The organism is Streptomyces rubrogriseus, assembly GCF_027947575.1.
GTDB classification, from domain to species: Bacteria; Actinomycetota; Actinomycetes; order Streptomycetales; family Streptomycetaceae; genus Streptomyces; species Streptomyces rubrogriseus.
The window spans coordinates 5,838,130-5,857,539 of record NZ_CP116256.1 but is presented as its reverse complement, the minus strand read 5'-3'; the positions used below and the strand labels follow the sequence as shown (position 1 = coordinate 5,857,539).

Below are 19,410 nucleotides of genomic sequence, written 5' to 3'. Positions count from 1 at the left end.
CCTCCGGAGGGCGCTCAGAGGCCGAGGCCGGAACCACCGCTGGCGTCGATGTTCTGGCCCGTGACCCAGCGGGCGTCGTCGGAGGCCAGGAAGGCGACCACGTCGGCGACGTCGTCGGGCTGGCCGACCCGGTTGAAGACCGAGAAGCCGGCCGCGTGGGCCTTGGCGGCGGGGTCGGCCATCCACGGGTGGATGTCGGTCTCGATGGTGCCGGGGGAGACGGCGTTGACGGTGATGCCGCGCGAGCCCAGGGTCTGGGCCAGGGTGAGGGTCAGGACCTCGACCGCGCCCTTGGCGGCGGCGTAGGAGGTCATGCCCGGGAAGGCGACCTTGGTGACCCCGGAGGAGATGTTGACGATACGGCCGCCGTCGCGCAGACGCTCCAGGCCCTTCTGGATGATGAAGAAGGGGGCCTTGGCGTTGACCGCGAACACCTTGTCGTAGTCGGCCTCCTCGACCTCGTGGATGAGGCCCGGGCCGGCGATGCCCGCGTTGTTCACCAGGATGTCCAGGCCGGAGCCACCGTCCGCGTACTGACCGATCTGCGCGTCGAAGGCCTGCCACAGCGCCTCGGCGTCACCCGGCACGCCCAGCTGCGAGCGGAAGGCGAAGGCACGGCCGCCCGCGGCCTCGATCGAGTGGACGGTCTCCTTGGCGGCGGCCTCGTCGCTGGAGTAGGTCAGGGCGACCAGCGCGCCCTCCTTGCCCAGTCGCTGGGCGATGGCACGCCCGATGCCCCGGCTGCCACCGGTGACCAGCGCCGTCTTGTTCGTGAGGGCAGTCATGCGGGAACTCCTCAATCTCTCAGTCATTCGCGACCGCAGAAGCCAGGGCCGCAAATGTGATGCTGCCGCTCCCTTCCCACTCGCCGTCCATCGCCTGCTAATTCCCCGGTCGGGACGGGAAATTCTGCAATTACCCTCGGCGGCATGACGACAAAACCCGTACTTGTTATCGGCGGCACCGGAAAGACCGGGCGCCGCGTCGTGCGCCTGCTGAAGGAGCGGGGCGTGCCCGTGCGGCCGGCCTCCCGTTCGGGCGAGGTGCGCTTCGACTGGCTGGACGAGTCCACCTGGGGCCCCGCGCTCGACGGCGCCTCGGGCGTCTACATCGTCCAGAACGACGGCGATCCGCGGACCCGCGCCCTGGTGCGGAGGGCGGTGGCGAGCGGGGTGGAGCGGCTGGTCCTGCTCTCCGCCCGGGGCGTCGACACCCCCGGCTACTACGGCGAGGACCCCACCACGAGCGATGCCTTCCTGGAGGGGGAGGCGGCCGTCCGTGAGTCCGGCGTCGACTGGACCGTGCTGCGGCCGGGATGGTTCGCGCAGAACTTCAACGAGGGGTTCTTCAACGAAGGGGTGCTTGCCGGCGAGTTGCGGCTGCCCGCCGGTGACGGCGCGGCGAGCTGGATCGACGTCGAGGACATCGCGGCGGTGGCGGTGGCCGCGCTGACCGAGGACGGCCACGCCGGCCGTACCTACGAACTCTCCGGACCCGCACCGCTGCCGCTGGCCGAGGTCCTGTCCGTCATCGAGTCGGCGGCCGGCCGCAAGGTCCGGTACACCCCGCTCACCACCGAGCAGTTCGTCGCCGAACTCGGTGCCCAGGGAATCCCGGCCGAGGAGGCCGGGCTGTGGGCCGCCGCGCTGTACCCCGTCGAGCGCGGCTTCGAGAGCAAGGTCTCCGACGGCGTGCGGCAGGCCCTGGGCCGAGCCCCGCGGACCTTCGCCGAGTACGCCGAGACCGCCGTGGCGGAGGGAGCCTGGCGCGACTGAGCAGCGGTACCGGCCTGGTCCGGTGCCGTCACGCCGGTCGCGCACCGGTGGGTCGGCACCGGCGGCAGCCCCCGCCGCACGCGCCCTCCCCAGCCACTCTCAAGGGCGCCTTGAGCGGTTATGGCCATGATGCAACGGTCTGTTGGACTCGTCTGGAAAGGACTCGTATGAGCACCGTCGAGGAACGACCGGCGGGCGGTTCCCTGCCCGTGACCATGGAGGCGCGGGTGGCGGAGCTGGCCGAGCTGCGCGAGCGTGTCCTGGCCGGTCCCAGCCAACGTGCGACCGAGGCGCAGAAGGCAAAGGGCAAGCTGACCGTACGCGAGCGGCTGGAACTCCTCTTCGACAAGGGGACGTTCACCGAGACCGAGGCCTTCCGCCGGCACCGCGCGACCGGCTTCGGGCTGGAGGACAGGAAGCCCCACAGCGACGGCGTGGTCACCGGGTGGGGGCAGGTCGACGGCCGGACGGTCTTCGCCTACGCCCACGACTTCCGCATCTTCGGCGGCGCGCTCGGCGAGGCGCACGCGCAGAAGATCCACAAGCTGATGGATCTCGCCGAGACCGCCGGGGCACCGGTCGTCGGACTCTGCGACGGCGCCGGCGCCCGCATCCAGGAGGGCGTCATCGCGCTCGCCGGCTACGGCGGGATCTTCCAGCGCAACGTCCGCAACTCCGGCGTGATCCCGCAGATCAGCGTGATCATGGGCCCCTGCGCCGGCGGCGCGGCCTACTCGCCCGCCCTGACCGACTTCGTCTTCATGGTGCGCGGCACCTCCCAGATGTTCATCACCGGACCGGACGTCGTCCAGGCGGTCACCGGCGAGCAGATCACCCAGGAGGGGCTGGGCGGCGCGGACGTGCACGCCGGCACGTCCGGCGTGGCGCACTTCGCCTACGACGACGAGGAGCAGTGCCTGGAGGACGTCCGGCACCTGCTGTCCTACCTGCCCGCCAACAACCGCGAGCTGCCGCCCGCCGAAGTGCCGGACGACCCGGCCGATCGGCGCACGGAGGCGCTGCTGACGCTGGTGCCCGCCGACCCCAACCGCGCGTACGACATGCGTCGGGTCATCGAGGAGATCGCCGACCACGGCGAGTACTTCGAGGTGCACGAGCGCTGGGCGCCCAACATCATCTGCGCGTTGACCCGGCTGGGCGGACAGGTCGTCGGCATCGTCGCCAACCAGCCGCAGTCCATGGCCGGTGTGCTGGACATCGAGTCCTCGGAGAAGGCGGCGCGCTTCGTCCAGACGTGCGACTCGTTCAACATCCCACTGGTCAGCCTGGTCGACGTTCCCGGCTTCCTGCCCGGTGTCGACCAGGAGCACAACGGCGTCATCCGGCACGGCGCGAAGTTGCTGTACGCGTACTGCAACGCGACGGTCCCGCGGATCTCCCTGGTGCTGCGCAAGGCCTACGGCGGCGCGTACATCGTGATGGACTCCCGCTCGATCGGCGCGGACATCGCCCTGGCCTGGCCGACGAACGAGATCGCGGTCATGGGCGCGGAGGGCGCGGCCAACGTGGTCTTCCGCCGGGAGATCGCCGCGTCCGACGACCCCGAGGGGGTGCGCAGGGCTCGCATCGACGAGTACCGCGACCAGCTCATGCACCCGTACTACGCGGCGGAGCGCGGTCTCGTCGACGACGTCGTCGACCCGGCGGAGACCCGGTCGGTACTGATCGGCGCGCTGCGGATGCTCCGCGACAAGCACGCGCCGCTGCCCACCCGCAAGCACGGCAACCAGCCCCAGTAGCCCGAGGAGGACACATGGCGAACGACACGTCCGAGATCCTGTCGGCCCAGTCGTGGCGCATCACCAGCGGCTCGCCCAGCGCCGAGGAGGTCGCCGCGGTCGCGGTCGTCCTGTCTGCGGCCATGGCCGCGGAAGCGGCCCGCGCCGCCGAGGACGAGCGCGAACGCTCCGGCGAACGACGCCGCACAGGCGCCCGCTGGCTCCCCTCCGCGGCCCGACGGCGCGCCGCGACCTCGTGGGCGTCCGCGGCCTCGCCGAGCTGGCGGAACGCGGCATAGCGACGTCCGGTGGCCCGGACCCCCGGAGCGGGGTTCCGGGCCACCGGCATGTGCGGAGCGCCGGCCGGACCGTGCCGTGGGGTTCGGGTCAGCGCGGCGCGTCCTGCCTCGCCGGCCACCAGCGAGGACCCGGCACGACGGTGTCCGGGGCGCCGGTGCCTTCCGGTGCGACCGTCCCCGTGCCGTTGTCCGCCGAGATCCGCGGCAGCAGCAGCCGCCACAGCCGGGTGAACATCTCCCGCGTCGACCACTGCGGATCCGTCCGGCCCATGGCCTCGAACCCCAGCGTCGTCGCCGCGATCACCGCCAGCGCGTCGCCCGTGGCGACGTCGTCCGCGAGGGCGCCGTCCAGGGCGACCACGGTCAGGCCGCTGCTCACCCAGTCCACCCAGTGGCGCCGCAGATCGGCCCGTTCCTTCCACGTCGCGTCCCCGCTCAGCCCGAAGCCGGCCCGCAGCACGACATCGTCCTGGAGCCGCTGGGCCAGCGTGTGCGAGGTGTCGACGAGGGACTGGAGCGAGGGCGCGGCCCCCTCCGGCCGCGAGTGGGCGATCTGCCGGAGCACCGACAACGCCTCGCCCTGCACCGCCTCGGCCACCGCGCTCTTGTTCGCGAAGTGGAAGTGCAGTGCCCCGTTGCTCACCCCGGCCCGGGAGCTGATCATCGTGAGCGACGCGGGCGCGAAACCCTCCTGGTCGAACACCTCGGCGGCGGAGAGAATCAGCGCTCGACGCGTACGTGCCGCCCGCTCCTGCTTGGTCATGTCGTGCTCCGTGGTCGCGATCGTCGAGCCCCAAGGCGGGATAAGTGGCACCCCAGTGTCACGTGCCGCCCCCACCGGGCGGTAATCGCGCGAGCACCGTGCGCTCCCTCTGGCCGATCTCATGCCGTCCACCAGCGGCGGGGTCCACCCTGGTCCCGTCCGCTCCGGGCCCGCACTCCGTCGGGTCCGCCGCGGGCCGGCCGCACACGGCGAACGGTAAGGGGAAGAAGCGATGGGAAGTGACTGGTTCAGGCGGTTCGGTCCCGCACCCGACAGCGGCCTCAGGCTGCTCTGCTTCCCGCACGCGGGCGGCGCCGCGGGAGCCTTCCTCGCGCTGTCCCGGGAACTGACGCCCGAGTTCGACGTCCTGTCGGTGCAGTACCCGGGCCGCCAGGACCGCAGGCGGGAACCGCCGCTCGCGGACATCGGGCTGCTGGTGGACGCGCTCGCCGGGGAACTGGCCCCGTTCGCCGACCGCCCGCACGCGTTCTTCGGGCACAGCATGGGTGCGCTGCTCGCCTACGAACTCGCCCGCGAACTGCGGCGGCGCGCACTGCCCGGACCGTGCCACCTGTTCCTGTCCGGCCGGTTCGCGCCCACGCCGCAGGGCAGTGACAGCGACCGGCTGGACACCGACGAGAAGGTCATCGCCATGATCCGCCGGCTCGGCGGCACGGTGGGGAAGGTCTTCGACGACCCGGACGTGATGGAGATGGTGATGCCGCCGCTGCGCGCCGACTACCGGGCGGTCGGGGCCTACACCTGGCAGCCGGGTCCGCCGCTCGCCGTCCCCGTCACGGTCCTGGTCGGGGACCGGGACCCCGTCGTCCCCGTGGCGGCCGCCGCCGCGTGGCGCGAGCACACCACCGCGGGATCCGACCTGAGGGTGCTGCCGGGCGGCCACTTCTATCTCGACCAGAGCGTCCCCGAGGTCGCCGGTATCGTCCGGTCCGCACTGCGCGCCACGGCCGCACCCGGTCCCGGGCAGCGGGCGTTGCTTCATGGTGAGTCCCCAGTGGGCACTCCTGGCCCACAATGAAACGGACCGCTCGGTCTCTTCTCCCGACTCCGCGGTCCCGCCACCCGGCGGCCGGTGAGTCCCGCGTTCCGCGGCGGCCGGATCTCCGTGTACGTACGACATCCGCGGCACGGCAACCCGTGTGCCGGGACAGGAGTGTGAGGCAGTGCGGTTCAATCTCATGGGCCCGTTCGAGATCATCGGCGATGACGGCAGGGTGCATCTGCCCACCACGCCCAAGGTCTGCCGGACACTCGCCCTGCTGCTGACCCGGCCGAACGAGATCGTCGCGGCGGACTCCGTCATCCAGGAGCTGTGGGGCGACGACCCGCCGCGCAGCGCCCACGCCACCGTCCAGACGTACATCCACCAGGCGCGCCGGATGTTCCGCGACCGGCGGCTCACCGACGGCGAACGCCGGCTGCTGGCCACCCACGCCCCCGGCTATGTCATCCGGGTCACCGACGAGGAGGTGGACAGCACCGTCTTCCAGCGGCTCGTGGACCGGGCGAGGACGGAACTGGACCAGGGCCGTCTCCAGTCCGCCGCCGACAGCGCACGCGCCGCGCTCGCCCTGTGGCGTGGCCCCATGCTGTCCAACGTCCCGGTGGGCCGGGCGCTCACGGCGCGCGCGGTGCATCTGGAGGAGGTCCGCATACGAGCGCTGGAACTGGCACTCGAGGCGGACCGCCGCCTCGGCCGGGAACGGGGATCGATCCCCGAACTGCGTTCACTGGTCCACGACTTCCCACTCAACGAGTGGTTCCATGGGCGACTGATCCGCGCCCTGCACCGGGCCGGCCGGCGTGCGGAGGCGCTGGAGGCGTACCAGTGCCTCTACCGGATTCTGGACACCGAGCTCGGCCTCGAACCCTCGCCCGAGATCCAGCGCCTCCAGTCCGAGGTACTCGACCCGCCGCCGGGCACCGGCCCGTCGCTGCTCGGCCCCGGCGACCTCCTCGCCCCGTACGACGGCCACCGCGACCGGGTCGCCGCCCCGCTCCGGGCGTGACGCGCCCGACCTCGAGCCGGCCGGTGCCCCGACCGGCCCGGGCACCCGGGGTCGATCTCCCACCCTCGCCGGCCGCCGGCGGTGAAGTGGGCGTTGTCTTCCGCCTGCCGGATGTATAGCCTCACTCATCGCATGTGACATTGCACAGTGAGGTGCGTGCACGGAGGAGGAGCCGTTGACCCTGAAGGTCGTCGTCGTGGGCGCGGGAGTCGTCGGCGCCGCCTGCGCCTTCCACGCCGTCTCGGCGGGCATGGACGTCACGGTCACCGACCGCGGCCCCGTAGGCGCCGGGACGACCAGCCGCGGAGAGGGCAACGTCCTCCTCTCCGACAAGGAACCCGGCCCCGAACTCGCCCTGGCACACCTGAGCCGCACGTTGTGGGACGAGGCCGGCCGGGAGCTGGGACCCGACTCCCTCGAACTGGAGGCGAAGGGCGGCCTGGTGGTGGCGGACGGCGTCGAGAACCTCGCGGCGCTCCAGGAGTTCGCCGCCCGGCAGGAGGCGGCCGGTGTCCGCGTCGAGCAGGTCGACCGGGTGCGGGACCTCGAACCCCACCTCGCACCCGGGATCCCCGGCGGCGTCCACTACCCGCAGGACGCGCAGGTGCAGCCCGTGCTGGCGGCGGCCGCGCTGCTGCGGGCCGCCGTACGGCGCGGCGCGCGTTTCCACCCGGGCGAGGTGGCCGGAGCGGTGACCGGCCGGGACGGCCGCGTCACCGGTGTCCGGACGGCCGCCGGTGACGTGCTGCCCGCCGACGCCGTCGTCAACGCCGCCGGAACCTGGGGCGGTGAGGTCGGACGGCGGCTCGGCGCCCCCGTCGAGGTACTGCCGCGCCGCGGCTTCGTCCTGGTGACCGAACCGCTGCCGCCGATGGTCCGGCACAAGGTCTACTCCGCCGACTACGTGGCCAACGTCGCCTCCTCCGACGCGGGACTGGAGACCTCCTGCGTCGTGGAGGGCACGCGCGGCGGCACGATCCTCATCGGCGCCAGCCGGGAACGCGTCGGTTTCGACACCACGATGAACACCGCCGTTCTCGCCCGGCTCGCGGCCCAGGCGTGCCGGCTCTTCCCCTTCCTGCGCGGAGTCCATCTGATGCGCGCCTACCGCGGCTTCCGGCCGTACTGCCCGGACCACCTGCCGGTGGTGGGCCCCGACCCGCGGGTGCCGGGCGTCGTCCACGCGTGCGGCCACGAGGGGGCCGGCATCGGCCTCGCCCCCGCCACCGGCGCGCTCGTCACGGCCCACCTGCTCGGCCGGCCCTGGCGGGGCGCCGATCCGGCCGCCCACACCGCCCTTCTCCCCGACCGCTTCCTCACCCCCGGAGGTGCGCCCCAGTGAGCGAGATCGTCGTCGACGGCGAGCCCCTGCCGTACGCCGAGGGTCAGACCGTCGCCGCGGCCCTCGTCGCGGCGGGCCGTGTCGCCTGGCGCACCACCCGCGTCGGACACCGCCCGCGTGGCGTCTTCTGCGGCATCGGCGTCTGCTTCGACTGCCTCGTCACCGTCGACGGAGCCCGCGGGCAGCGCGCCTGCCTGGTGCCGGCCCGGCCGGGCATGACCGTCACGACCCTGGAGGACGACGATGAGTGAGCCCGCGGACCTCGTCGTCGTCGGCGCGGGCCCGGCAGGCATGGCCGCCGCGGCCACGGCGCTGGCCGGCGGACTGCGCGTCGCCCTGCTGGACTCCGGAACCGCCCTCGGCGGTCAGTACTGGCGCCACCCGCCCGAGCACGCGCGGGCGGCCGTACCGACCGACGACCTGCACCACGGACTGGACCGGTACCGCGCCCTGTGCGGGGCGCTGGCGGCACACCGGACGGCGGGCCGGCTCGACCTGCGCCTGGGGCACCACGCGTGGTCCGCGGTCCGCGAGGGCGACGGATTCGCGGTCCACGCGGTCGACCGCCGCGAGGCTCCGCCGGAGACCGCCGTCGTCCTGCGGGCGGCGAGACTCCTGGTGGCCACCGGCGCCTACGACCGCCAACTGCCCTTCCCGGGATGGGACCTGCCCGGCGTGCTGACCGCCGGCGGGATGCAGGCCCTGCTCAAGGGCAGTGGAGTGGCCGCCGGCAGCCGGGTCGCGCTGGGCGGCACGGGCCCGTTCCTGCTGCCGGTCGCCGCCGGACTCGCGGCCCGCGGCGTCGAGGTGGTCGCGGTGTGCGAGGCGGCCCACCCCCGGGCCTGGCTGCGGCACCCCGGCCCGCTACTGCGCAATCCCGACAAGTGGGCCGAGGGCGCCGGGTACGCCGCCACGCTCGTGCGCCACCGCGTCCCGGTCCGCCCGCGCACCGCCATCGTCGCCGCGGAGGGCGACGAACGCGTGACGTCGGTACGGATCGCCTCGCTGGCCCCGGACGGCAGCCCGCGCCCGGGCACGGAACGACGCGTGCAGGTGGACGCCGTCGGCGTCGGCTGGGGCTTCGCACCCCAGCTCGACCTGCTCGTTCCCCTCGGGGCTTCCCTCACGGACTCGGCGGACGGCAACGCGGTGGTCGCGGTCGACAGGGGCCAGCGCACCACCGTCCCCGGCCTCTACGCGGCGGGGGAGACGTGCGGGGTGGGCGGGGCGGCACTCGCCGTGAACGAGGGCCGGCTGGCCGCGGCGTCGGTCCTCGCAGACGCCCGCGCCACCCCCGTACCGGCGAACAGGCGCCTGACGGCGCTGCGTTCGGCGGTGGACCGGCAACGCGCCTTCGCCCGGGCGATGGCGCTGGCCCATCCGGTTCCTCCGGCCTGGTCCTCGTGGCTGACCGACGAGACCGTCGTGTGCCGCTGCGAGGAGGTGACCGCCGGTGCGATCCGGACCGCCCGCGCCGACGGCGCACCCGACCACCGGCAGATCAAGCAACTGACCCGGGCCGGCATGGGCTGGTGCCAGGGGCGGATGTGCGGACCCGCCGTGCACTGCCTCACGGCGCGGCGCCGGGCCTACGAGCCCGCGGAACGGCTCGTCGCGACGCCCGTCACCCTCGGGGCCCTCGCCGACCTCGACGAAGACCCGCAGGTATCGGCGGCACCGCCCGTACCGGCGACTTCGGCGGTAACGGCGGACAGCAGTGAAACCGACAAGGAGTGTCCATGAGCGAGACCCGCAAGCCCTGGCACGGCGTCATCGTCGCCACCAGCCTGCCGTTCGACGACGATCTCTCGGTCGACTTCGGCGCGTACGGCGAGAGCGTCGCCCACCTCGCCGCGCAGGGGATGCACGGCGTCGCGCCGAACGGATCGCTGGGCGAGTACCAGACCCTCACGTACGAGGAGCGCGACCGCGTCGTGGAGACCGCCGTCGCGAACGCCCCCGAGGGCTTCACCGTCATGCCGGGCGTCGGCGCCTACGGCGGTCGCGAGGCCGAGCGGCACGCCCGGTTCGCCAAGGACGCGGGCTGTCAGGCCGTCATGTGCCTGCCGCCCAACGCCTACCGCGCCGACGACCGCGCGGTGCTCCAGCACTTCGAACGGGTCGCCTCGGTGGGCCTGCCCGTCACCGCGTACAACAACCCCATCGACACCAAGGTGGACCTGCGCCCCGACCTGCTGGCCAAGCTGCACGCCGAGGGGTACATCGTCGGGGTCAAGGAGTTCTCCGGCGACGTCCGGCGCTGCTACGAGATCTCCGAGCTGGCCCCCGGCCTCGACCTCATGATCGGCACCGACGACACCGTGCTGGAGGTCGCCCTCGCCGGTGCCAAGGGCTGGGTCGCCGGTTACCCGCAGGTCTTCCCCCGGGCCTGTCTGGCGCTGTACGAGGCGTCCGTCCGAGGCGACCTGGAGGCGGCGCTGCCGCTCTACCGGCAACTGCACCCGGTGCTGCGGTGGGACAGCAAGACGGAGTTCGTCCAGGCCATCAAGCTCGGCCAGGAGCTGACCGGCCGCCGTGGTGGTCCCTGCCGCCCGCCGCGTCAGCCGCTCGGCCCGGAGACCGAGGCGGTCGTGCGCGCCGCCACCCAGGCCCTCATCGACGCCGGGGTGAACTGACGATGCGTTCGACGGTCTGCTACCACGCCGTCGACTCGCACACCGAGGGGATGCCGACCCGCGTGATCACGGGCGGGGTGGGCGTCCTCCCCGGCGCGACGATGTTCGAGCGGCGGCAGCGGTTCGTCGCGGAACGCGACCACCTGCGCACCCTGCTCATGTGCGAGCCGCGCGGACACGCGTCGATGTCCGGGGCCGTGCTGCAACCCCCCACCCGGCCGGACGCCGACTACGGCGTGCTCTTCATCGAGGTCTCCGGCTGCCTGCCGATGTGCGGGCACGGGACCATCGGTGTCGCCACGGTCCTGGTCGAGACCGGCATGGTCGAGGTGACCGAGCCGGAGACGACGGTCCGGCTCGACACCCCGGCCGGACTGGTCACGGCCCGGGTAAGGGTGCGCGACGGCCACGCCGAGTCGGTGACCCTGGAGAACGTGGCGTCGTACTCCCATGCCCTCGACCAGGTCGTCGACGTCCCCGGACACGGGGAGGTGCGCTACGACATCGCCTACGGCGGCAACTTCTACGCCTTCGTCCGGACCGACGACCTCGGCATCCCCTTCGAGCGGGCGCACAAGCAGCCGCTGCTGGACGCCGGACTGGCCGTCATGGACGCGATCAACAAGCAGAACCCGGTGTCCCACCCAGAGAATCCGGACATCGACGTGTGCCACCACGTCTACCTCGAAGCGCCCGGATCGACCGCGGAGCACTCGCGGCACGCCATGGCGATCCATCCGGGATGGTTCGACCGGTCGCCCTGCGGCACGGGCACCAGCGCCCGCATGGCGCAACTGCACGCCCGTGGCCTGCTGCCGTCCGGCCGGGACTTCGTCAACGAGTCGTTCATCGGCTCCCGCTTCGTCGGGCGGATCCTCGGGGAGACGACGGTCGGGGACCGCCCGGCCGTCCTGCCCTCCGTCACGGGCCGGGCCTGGATCACCGGCACCGCGCAGTACCTGCTCGATCCCTCGGACCCCTACCCGGCGGGTTTCACCCTCTGAGCACGGGACCCACGCCTGCGGCCCGGGGCGGCTTCGCGCCGCCCCGGGCCCCGGCGCGTCGGTCGCTCCCGCGCCGGGTCCGCGCCGGATCCGCGCCGGGTCAGTAGCCGGTGGCGACGGTCACCCCGTCGAAGCCGTCCACCGCGTACAGACTGATGTAGTGGGCGCCGGCCGCCGGTCGGTCGACGGTCAGGGTGTGGCTGTTGCCGGCGCCCGTGGCACGCCGTGTGTAGCCGGTGGTGCCCGGCCAGCCGCTGTCGCCGTAGTACAGGTCCGCGTCGCCCGTGCCGCCGGAGGTGGTGACCGTCAGCCGCGCGGTGCCGGCCGGGACGTGGAGGTAGAGGTACGCGTAGTTCCCGGTGGTGGCGGCCTGGCCGCTCCGCCGGCAGTTCTGCCCCAGCTCCCTGGTGTCGGTGCCGGTGCACTCGGTGCCGGTGCCGCCGCCGCAGTCACCGGCGGCGCAGCCCGCCAGCCAGGTGTACCAGTCGTCGTCGTAGCGGGTGCCGATGGTGCCGGTCAGATGGGCGCGGGCGGCGTTCCAGTCGCCTGCGCGGTAGTGGCCGAGAACCGTGTCCAGGTCGGCGCGGTGCTTCTCAAGCATGTACCGCGTGGCGAGGTAGCCCCAGCGGTAGACGCGGGTGGTGTCGTGGCTGTACGTGGTGTCGAAGAGGGTGCTCAGCGCGTAGGTGCCGCGGCCGGCCTCGGTCATCGCTTCGGTGTACGGAACGCCGCGGTAGGAGTAGGAGACGTACTCGGCGAAACCTTCGACCCACCAGATGGTCGGGGTGGTGATGTTGGCGTCGAAGTCGCCGTACATGTCGAAGCGGCCGTCGAGGTAGTGGGTGTACTCGTGGTTGAGGTTCCAGATCTGGAAGTCGGGGCGCAGCCATTCGGCCTCGTAGGCGATGAAGCGCGGCTGGTTGCCGGTCGCCGACGGGTCGCCCTCGAGGTACATGCCGCCGTTGTTGGTGTCGATTCCGAACATGGCACCGGCGTAGGTCTGGTAGTCGGTGCTCGAGTCGAAGACCACGACCTCGATCGTGTCGTTTTGGTCGCCCGCGACCGGCCCGCCGTCCCGGGCGACCGAGTGGAAGTAGGCGTCCTGGCCGCGCAGGCTGTCACAGCTGGAGGACAGCTCGCCCGACGACATCTGCTGGGCCCTGATGGTGATGCCGGAACCGCACGCGTACGTCACCGGCAGCACCGCCTTCGCCAGCTGGGCCGGCAGGTCGCAGGTGCCGTAGGAGGAGCAGTTGGCGGGGTCGTAGTAGGCGGTCATCTCGGCGACGCCGACCCAGAGCGGGGCGGTGGTGCCGGTGATCGAGGTCGAGTTCAGCAGGCCGGCGGCCAGCGGGCGGACCTTGCTCCGCAGAGCGGAGTGCTGCAGGAACCTGCCGAGTTCACGACCGGCGTTGGACGTGAGGTAGGACTGGTCCGTACCCAGGAGTGCGAGGTGACCGGACGCGAAGCCGTACAGGGCGTCGATCAGGCCGGGATCCGACTGGACGGCGCTCACGAACGCGGGCACCTGGTGACCACGGAAGGTCACGGTGTAGACGTTGTTGACCGCGTTGAGCATCCACCAGGAGGAGTTCCAGGAGGAGTCGTAGTCCGCCAGCAGCCGCTTGACGACGTGGATGTAGCGGGCGTTCTCCTCGGCGCTGTCGATGAGGGTCACGGCCTCCGCGAGGGTCTCACCGTTGGCGTCGCCGACGTCGCGGGAGTGCGGACTGGCGAAGAAGGCGTCGAGCCCCGCGCGTATCGCGGTCTGCAGGGTGCTGCCGTAGCCGCCCACCGTACTGGCGTTGTAGTAGTGCACGTAGTAGCCGGCGCGGAGGTAGAGCACGAGCTGCGGCATGCCGGTGCCGGCGTTGCCGGGGTAGGACGCCGAACCGTCGCGCAGGGCGTGGGCGACGGTGGTCATCTGTGCTTCGCGGAAGGCCTGGTGGGCGTCGTTTCCGGTCAGGTTGAACAGGGTGTTGACGCAGTCGGTCGTGGCCGACTTGATCTGCCGCACCAGTGCGCCGCCGGTGCGGGTGGTGAAGGCGGATACGTCGCACGCGGCGGCCGCGGCCGTGGGCTTCCCCCGGTCCGCGGTCCGCGGCTCCGCGGGCTCTTTCTGCTGCCCGTAGGACTGCTTGAGCGCGTCCTTGCTCGCCGCCAGCGGGGGAATCGACGAGGCCGTCAGCCGCTCCCTGCCCACATGCTCGCTCGGGGCGGTGACGGACTGGGCCACGGGCGGGGGACCGGCGTGCTGCTGTCCGGTGTGCGCGGCCCGTGCGGCGGACGCGGGGGCCGAGGGCAGGGCGCCGTAGCTGCGCTGCGGCAGGCCGGCGCCCATGGCGACGGCCAGGGCCAGCGGCAGGGCCGCCCCCGGACGCCGCCGGACACATGACGTTCTCACTTTGCCTCCCATGAGGGTGGGGACCACGCGACGCGGGCCCATGGAGGGTCAAGGAGTCGTGGATCGGGGAGGGCCGCGCCGTCGAACGGACGGGGGCACGGCCGATGCCTTGAGCTGCGTTGAAATGGGCATGACCACGACCTGTGCCATGTACCATTGCACAGGTGACATGGCATGGGAAGTGGTCGGACGGAATAACGGCCCAGCGATTGCCGTCGTCACCAAGTGGCCTGCACGAAAGGGGACTTGAGGGCGAGGGTGCTCTTCGGGTCAGTCCTCGACGTGCGTCCTGCCGTCCGCCCACAGTGTGCGGACGTGCGCGAGATGGCGGCGCATGCACTCCTCGGCCTCGGTGCCGCGGCCGGCCGCCATCAGGTCCAGGAGGTCGACGTGTTCCTGGGCGGAAGCGACCAGCCGCCCCGTCTCGTTCAGGCTGCCCAGCCCGAACAGGCGTGAACGCTTGCGCAGATCGCCCACCACCTCCACGAGATGGTGGTTGCCCGCCAGGGCCAGCAGCTCCAGGTGGAACCGGTGGTCGGCTTCGAGGTACTTGAGGACGTCGTGCTTCCGGGCCGCGGTGACGATCTGCTGTGCCAGCGGGCGCAGCGCCTCCAGTTGCTCCGCGGTCGCCGTCGCGGCGACGCGGCCCACGGTGGGAACCTCGATCAGGGCTCGGATTTCGGTGAACTCGTCGAGGTCCCGCTCGGTCATCTCGGTGACCCGGAAGCCCTTGTTGCGCACGGCTTCGACCAGGCCCTCCCTGGCCAGGTCCAGCATGGCCTCGCGCACCGGAGTCGCGGAGACGCCCAACTCCGCGGCGAGGGTGGGGGCGGAGTAGACGACCCCCGGACGCAGGTCACCGGCGATGAGGGCGGCGCGGAGCGCGTCACCGACCTGGTCGCGCAGATGGGTCTGGACGGAGATCGCCTGGGACTTGAGATGCGGCATCCGTGCTCCTGCGTCCTGCGCCCGACCAGCCAATGACCTCCCACTATACAATGTCACGTTGTCTCGACGGCCGGTGCGGGCCCGCGCTGTCGGGCGGCCGCAGCGACACCACCCGGACTCGGTGGTCGGGGAGAGACGCGGAGGGCCCGTGCGGTGTCCGGTTGTCGACGGTCCGCGTTAAATGCCTGGACTGTGAACCCCGTCCGACGGGAGACTTCCGGCTTCCGAACCTCCGGGAGTGTGACGGTGACGACAGACACGCGAGGACCGGCGCCGGGCAGGAGCGCGGTCGTCCTGGCCCTGCGCCACTACGGCCGGGAACTGCTGCGCCTGCGGCGGCTGGCCCTGCCCGCCCTGCTGCTGCCGGCCGTGGGCAACATCGGCATCCGCTACGTCGCGCCCCTGCTGATCGCCAAACTGGCGGGGCAGGCCGCCGACGACGGCGGTCTCACCCTCGGCCGGGCGCTGCCGTACGTGCTGGGCTTCGGTCTGACGCTGCTGCTCGCCGAGGCCGTCTGGCGGGTCGGGCAGCACTGCCTGAACCGTGTGGACGCCCTCGGCATGGAGCACCTGTACGTGAGCGGCATGGACGAACTCCTCGCCAAGGACGCCGCGTTCTTCCACGACAACTTCGCCGGCTCCCTGACCAAAAGGGTGCTCAGCTTCGGCAAGCGCTTCGAGGACTTCGTCGACACGGTGACGTACCGGATCGTGGGCAGTCTCGTCCCCCTGGTGTTCGGGGCCGTGGTCCTGTGGAGCTACGAACCGATGCTCGTCGTCGGCCTGTTCCTGATGATCGCGCTGACGGTGGTGGCCGCGACACCGCTGATCCGGCGCAGGCAACGGCTCGTCAACGACCGGGAGGCCGCGATCGCCCGGGTCTCCGGCCATGTCGCCGACAGCCTCATGAACATGGAGACCGTCCGGGCGTTCGCGGCCGAGCGCCGGGAGGCGGCCGAACACCGCGGCAGGGTCGCGGACTCCCGGCGCCTGACCCTGAGATCGTGGGACTACGGCAACCTGCGCGTCGACACCCTGATCGCGCCCATGTCCGTACTGACCAACGTCCTGGGCCTGTTGGTCGCCATCGCCTTCGGCGGCCCGGGCCAGGGGGTGGAGGAGGTCGTCGTCGCCTTCACCTACTACTCCAACGCCACCCAGATCATGTTCGAGTTCAACCAGATCTACCGGCGGCTGGAGAGCTCGACGACCGAGGCCGCCCAGTTCACCGAGCTGCTGCTGGATCCGCCCACCGTGGTCGACGCCGACGCGCCCGCACCCCTCGCGCCGCGGGACTCCGGCATCCGCTTCGAGGCGGTGACCTTCGCGCACGCGGGTGCGAAGCCGATCTTCCGGGGGCTCGACCTGGACGTGCCCGCGGGCGCCCGGATCGGTCTGGTCGGCAGGTCCGGCGGCGGCAAGACCACGCTCACCAGGCTCCTGCTGCGGATGTCGGACATCGACGCCGGACGCATCCTGATCGGCGGCCAGGACATCAGCCTGCTGCGCCAGAGCGATCTGCGCTCACTGATCGCCTACGTCCCGCAGGAACCCGCCATGTTCCACCGCAGCCTGCGGGACAACATCGCCTTCGCCCGGCCCGGCGCCACCGACGAGGAGATCCGCGCGGCCGCCGCGGCCGCGCACGTCACCGAGTTCGCCGACCTGCTCCCGGACGGCTTCGACACGCTGGTGGGGGAGCGGGGGGTGAAGCTGTCCGGCGGCCAGCGCCAACGCGTCGCCCTCGCCCGGGCCATCCTGCGCGACGCCCCGGTCCTGCTGCTCGACGAGGCGACCAGCGCGCTGGACTCGGAGAGTGAACTCCTCGTCCAGGACGCCCTGTGGCGGCTGATGGACGGACGTACGGCCCTCGTGGTCGCCCACCGACTGAGCACCGTCGCCGGCATGGACCGCCTCGTCGTCCTCGACCGCGGACGCGTCGTCGAGCAGGGCCCCCACGAGAAGCTGCTCGCGGCGGACGGCGCCTACGCCAGGCTGTGGCGGCACCAGTCGGGCGGCTTCCTCGGCGAGAGCACCGGCCCGTCGGGCGACGGGGACCGCCGCGACGACGGGGACCGCCGCGACGGCGGTCCCCCGCACGTCAGGCCACCGCGGGAATCGAGCGGCCCGCCCAGTGAGGAGGCGGCTCGGTCAGCTCCGTGAAGCGGCGCCGGACCGACTCGGGGAACTCGGTGGCCCGCCCCGCCAACTGGTCGACGTGGACCGCGAGCAGCTCGGACGTCGCGACCGCGGCCGCGTCGGGCGCCGGCTCCGCGTCCGGTCCGGGCACCACGTACATCTCGTGCGTGAAACGCGCCTTGCGGGCCGCCGCGCCCAGCACACGGGTGCGGACGGCCAGATGTGCCCCCTCGGGCACGTCGCGGAGGAAGCGGATGTGGGACTCGACCGTGTAGAGGGAACAGCGGGTGGACTCGCGGTAGCCGGAGTCCAGGCCCGCCCGGGCCATCAGCGCGTCCGTGGCGTGACCGAAGACGAGGACGTAGAAGGCCTCGCTCAGGTGGCCGTTGTAGTCGATCCACTCCGGCCGGACCGTGCGGTGGAGCAGCGGGAGCCCGGTCATCGGGCGTCCTCCTCGGGGCCCAGGCGGCCGGTGGCGCGCAGTACCTCGACGACGCCCCGGTCGCGTTCGGCCACCAGGTCGGCGATGGAGCGGCCGTCCGCCGCCTCGTCGCAGCCGGCCACCACCGCGTCGTACAACTCCTTGTCCAGCTCCGGCGCCGCCAGCCGCGTCCACGGCGACTTCAGGGACGGGCCGAAGTGGTCCAGCATGTGCGCCATGCCGCCCTCGCCGCCCGCGAGCGCGAACGTCAGCATCGGTCCCATCACCGCCCAGCGCAGCCCGGGTCCCTCGGTGATCGACCGGTCGATGTCCCGGACCGTCGCCTCACCGCTCGCGACCATGTGCAGCGCCTCGCGCCACAGCGCCTCCTGGAGGCGGTTCGCGATGAAGCCCGGGACCTCGTTGTCCATCGTGATGACGGACTTGCCCGCGACCTCGTAGAAGCGGGAGGCCCAGGCCACCGCCGCCGCGTCGGTGCGCTCGCCGCCGACGACCTCGACGAGCGGGATGAGGTAGGGCGGGTTGAACGGGTGGCCGACGACCAGGCGCGAGGGGTCCGCGGCCGTCGTCTGCATGTCGGTCATCGGATAGCCGGAGGTGGACGAGGCGATGACGACGCCGGGCGGTGTCGCCGCGTCCAGGCGGGCCAGCAGATCGCGCTTGAGGTCGAGCTTCTCGGGCGCGCTCTCCTGGACGAACTCGGCGTCGGAGACGGCTTGTTCCAGGGTGCCGGTGACGGTGAGCCGGTCGGTCGACGCGCCCTCGGCGAGGCCGAGCCGGGTGAGCGTCGGCCACGCCGCCTCGACCAGGCGGCGCAGCCTCGGTTCGGCGTCGGGAGCCGGGTCCCAGGCGGTCACCTCGTAGCCGCGCGCCAGGAAATGGGCCACCCAGCCGCCGCCGATGACTCCGGCGCCGACACAGGCGACGCGGCGTACGTTCTCGGGGGAGGTCATCGGATGCGCTCCTTCGTCGTCGCGGCGGACCGGTCGCGGGGCCGGAGACCGAGGGTGGCGCGGGCCTCGTCCGGTGTCGCGACGCGGGCGCCCATCGACTCGGTGAGGGTCACGGCCCGTTCGACGAGCTGCGCGTTGGTCGCCTTGTTGCCCCGGCCGAGGTACAGGTTGTCCTCCAGGCCCACGCGGACGTGGCCGCCGAGCAGGATCGACTGGGCGACCCACGGCATCTGCATCCGGCCGAGCGCGAAGCTCGCCCAGCGCGCACCGTCCGGCAGCATGTTGACCATGGACTGGAGCACCCCGGGGTCCGCGGGCGCGCCCCACGGGATGCCCATGCACAGCTGGAAGACGGTCGGGTCGTCGAGCAGGCCCTCGGCGAGCAACTGCTTGGCGAACCAGAGCTGGCCCGTGTCGAATATCTCCAACTCGGGCCGCACGCCCAGCTCCTGGATGCGCCGCGCGCCCGCGCGCAGCATGTCGGGAGTGGAGACGTAGAGGTTCGAGCCGTCGCCGAAGTTGAGCGAGCCGCAGTCCAGCGTGCAGATGTCCGGAAGCAGGTCCTCGACGTGCGGAAGGCGCTCCAGACCGCCGACGAGGTCGGTGCCGGGCAGGTGGGTGAGCGGGGCGTCCGGGTCGATGACCAGATCGCCGCCCATGCCGGCGGTGAGGTTGATGACGACGTCGGTGCCGGTCTCCTTGACGCGCTCGACGACCTCCCGGTACAGCTTCGGGTCGCGGGACGGATCGCCGGTCTCCGGGTCGCGTACATGGATGTGCACGACGGCCGCTCCGGCGGCGGCCGCCTCGACGGCGTTCCTGGCTATCTGTTCCGGGGTGACGGGAACGTGGGGGCTCTTGCGGACGGTGTCGCCGGCGCCCGTGAGCGCGCAGGTGATGATGACGTTCTCGGTCATGGGCATGCGGGGGCCTCCC

General features: G+C 72.3%; 18 protein-coding genes. 11 read left to right on the top strand and 7 right to left on the bottom strand.

The window, feature by feature from the left end; all coding sequences use genetic code 11:
- Positions 1–14 precede the first annotated feature (14 nt).
- Positions 15–785, bottom strand: a complete 771-nt coding sequence (locus Sru02f_RS26615; protein ID WP_164274512.1) for an SDR family oxidoreductase — start codon at positions 783–785, stop codon at positions 15–17.
- Between the two features lie 144 nt (positions 786–929).
- Here Sru02f_RS26615 and Sru02f_RS26610 point away from each other — a divergent pair, with 144 nt between their 5' ends.
- The 3 genes from Sru02f_RS26610 to Sru02f_RS26600 all read left to right on the top strand — a co-directional run bounded on the left by Sru02f_RS26610 (position 930) and on the right by Sru02f_RS26600 (position 3,813).
- Positions 930–1,775: an NAD(P)H-binding protein gene (locus Sru02f_RS26610; RefSeq protein WP_109028358.1), complete on the top strand. Its 846-nt coding sequence runs from the start codon at positions 930–932 to the stop codon at positions 1,773–1,775.
- Positions 1,776–1,942: 167 nt separating this feature from the next.
- Positions 1,943–3,535 carry an acyl-CoA carboxylase subunit beta gene (locus Sru02f_RS26605; RefSeq protein ID WP_109028359.1) on the top strand — a complete coding sequence of 531 codons (1,593 nt, stop codon included), beginning with the start codon at positions 1,943–1,945 and terminating at the stop codon, positions 3,533–3,535.
- A 14-nt stretch (positions 3,536–3,549) separates the two neighbouring features.
- The gene (locus Sru02f_RS26600) at positions 3,550–3,813 is read left to right on the top strand and encodes a hypothetical protein (RefSeq protein WP_109028360.1); all 264 of its coding nucleotides are present in this window, start codon (positions 3,550–3,552) and stop codon (positions 3,811–3,813) included.
- 88 nt (positions 3,814–3,901) lie between these two features.
- Here Sru02f_RS26600 and Sru02f_RS26595 read toward each other — a convergent pair whose 3' ends face one another.
- Positions 3,902–4,576, bottom strand: coding sequence for a ScbR family autoregulator-binding transcription factor (locus Sru02f_RS26595; RefSeq protein ID WP_109028361.1), 675 nt, complete (start codon positions 4,574–4,576; stop codon positions 3,902–3,904).
- 232 nt (positions 4,577–4,808) lie between these two features.
- Here Sru02f_RS26595 and Sru02f_RS26590 point away from each other — a divergent pair, with 232 nt between their 5' ends.
- The 7 genes from Sru02f_RS26590 to Sru02f_RS26560 all read left to right on the top strand — a co-directional run bounded on the left by Sru02f_RS26590 (position 4,809) and on the right by Sru02f_RS26560 (position 11,588).
- Positions 4,809–5,615: a thioesterase II family protein gene (locus Sru02f_RS26590; protein WP_109028362.1), complete on the top strand. Its 807-nt coding sequence runs from the start codon at positions 4,809–4,811 to the stop codon at positions 5,613–5,615.
- A gap of 145 nt (positions 5,616–5,760) precedes the next feature.
- Complete coding sequence (locus Sru02f_RS26585) at positions 5,761–6,606, top strand: AfsR/SARP family transcriptional regulator (RefSeq protein ID WP_244941706.1); 846 nt, start codon at positions 5,761–5,763, stop codon at positions 6,604–6,606.
- A 181-nt stretch (positions 6,607–6,787) separates the two neighbouring features.
- Entirely contained in the window at positions 6,788–7,948 is a 1,161-nt protein-coding gene (locus Sru02f_RS26580; RefSeq protein WP_373103749.1) for an NAD(P)/FAD-dependent oxidoreductase, read from the top strand.
- Positions 7,945–8,199 carry a (2Fe-2S)-binding protein gene (locus Sru02f_RS26575; protein ID WP_109028364.1) on the top strand — a complete coding sequence of 85 codons (255 nt, stop codon included), beginning with the start codon at positions 7,945–7,947 and terminating at the stop codon, positions 8,197–8,199. Before Sru02f_RS26580 ends, Sru02f_RS26575 begins: the two co-directional genes overlap by 4 nt.
- Entirely contained in the window at positions 8,192–9,691 is a 1,500-nt protein-coding gene (locus Sru02f_RS26570; protein ID WP_109028365.1) for an FAD/NAD(P)-dependent oxidoreductase, read from the top strand. Before Sru02f_RS26575 ends, Sru02f_RS26570 begins: the two co-directional genes overlap by 8 nt.
- Positions 9,688–10,584 carry a dihydrodipicolinate synthase family protein gene (locus tag Sru02f_RS26565; protein WP_109028366.1) on the top strand — a complete coding sequence of 299 codons (897 nt, stop codon included), beginning with the start codon at positions 9,688–9,690 and terminating at the stop codon, positions 10,582–10,584. Before Sru02f_RS26570 ends, Sru02f_RS26565 begins: the two co-directional genes overlap by 4 nt.
- Positions 10,585–10,586: 2 nt before the next feature.
- Positions 10,587–11,588: a proline racemase family protein gene (locus tag Sru02f_RS26560; RefSeq protein ID WP_109028367.1), complete on the top strand. Its 1,002-nt coding sequence runs from the start codon at positions 10,587–10,589 to the stop codon at positions 11,586–11,588.
- Between the two features lie 100 nt (positions 11,589–11,688).
- Here Sru02f_RS26560 and Sru02f_RS26555 read toward each other — a convergent pair whose 3' ends face one another.
- Positions 11,689–13,992: a M9 family metallopeptidase gene (locus Sru02f_RS26555; protein ID WP_373103562.1), complete on the bottom strand. Its 2,304-nt coding sequence runs from the start codon at positions 13,990–13,992 to the stop codon at positions 11,689–11,691.
- 270 nt (positions 13,993–14,262) lie between these two features.
- Entirely contained in the window at positions 14,263–14,940 is a 678-nt protein-coding gene (locus Sru02f_RS26550) for a GntR family transcriptional regulator (protein WP_174854944.1), read from the bottom strand.
- A 246-nt stretch (positions 14,941–15,186) separates the two neighbouring features.
- On the opposite strand from Sru02f_RS26550, the gene Sru02f_RS26545 reads away from it, so the two are divergent.
- A complete protein-coding gene (locus Sru02f_RS26545) occupies positions 15,187–17,103 on the top strand; it encodes an ABC transporter ATP-binding protein (protein ID WP_109028370.1) in 1,917 nt (638 codons plus the stop codon).
- On the opposite strand, the gene Sru02f_RS26540 is transcribed toward Sru02f_RS26545, so the two are convergent.
- From Sru02f_RS26540 to Sru02f_RS26530, 3 genes are read right to left on the bottom strand one after another with little or no spacing between them, the layout of a single operon-like run.
- Positions 17,042–17,521, bottom strand: a complete 480-nt coding sequence (locus Sru02f_RS26540; protein ID WP_109028371.1) for a thioesterase family protein — start codon at positions 17,519–17,521, stop codon at positions 17,042–17,044. The genes Sru02f_RS26545 and Sru02f_RS26540 overlap by 62 nt on opposite strands.
- Positions 17,518–18,474, bottom strand: coding sequence for a 3-hydroxyacyl-CoA dehydrogenase NAD-binding domain-containing protein (locus tag Sru02f_RS26535; RefSeq protein WP_109028372.1), 957 nt, complete (start codon positions 18,472–18,474; stop codon positions 17,518–17,520). The genes Sru02f_RS26540 and Sru02f_RS26535 overlap by 4 nt, the downstream gene beginning before the upstream one ends.
- Positions 18,471–19,397, bottom strand: coding sequence for a beta-keto acid cleavage family enzyme (locus Sru02f_RS26530; RefSeq protein ID WP_109028373.1), 927 nt, complete (start codon positions 19,395–19,397; stop codon positions 18,471–18,473). Before Sru02f_RS26530 ends, Sru02f_RS26535 begins: the two co-directional genes overlap by 4 nt.
- Positions 19,398–19,410: the final 13 nt, after the last annotated feature.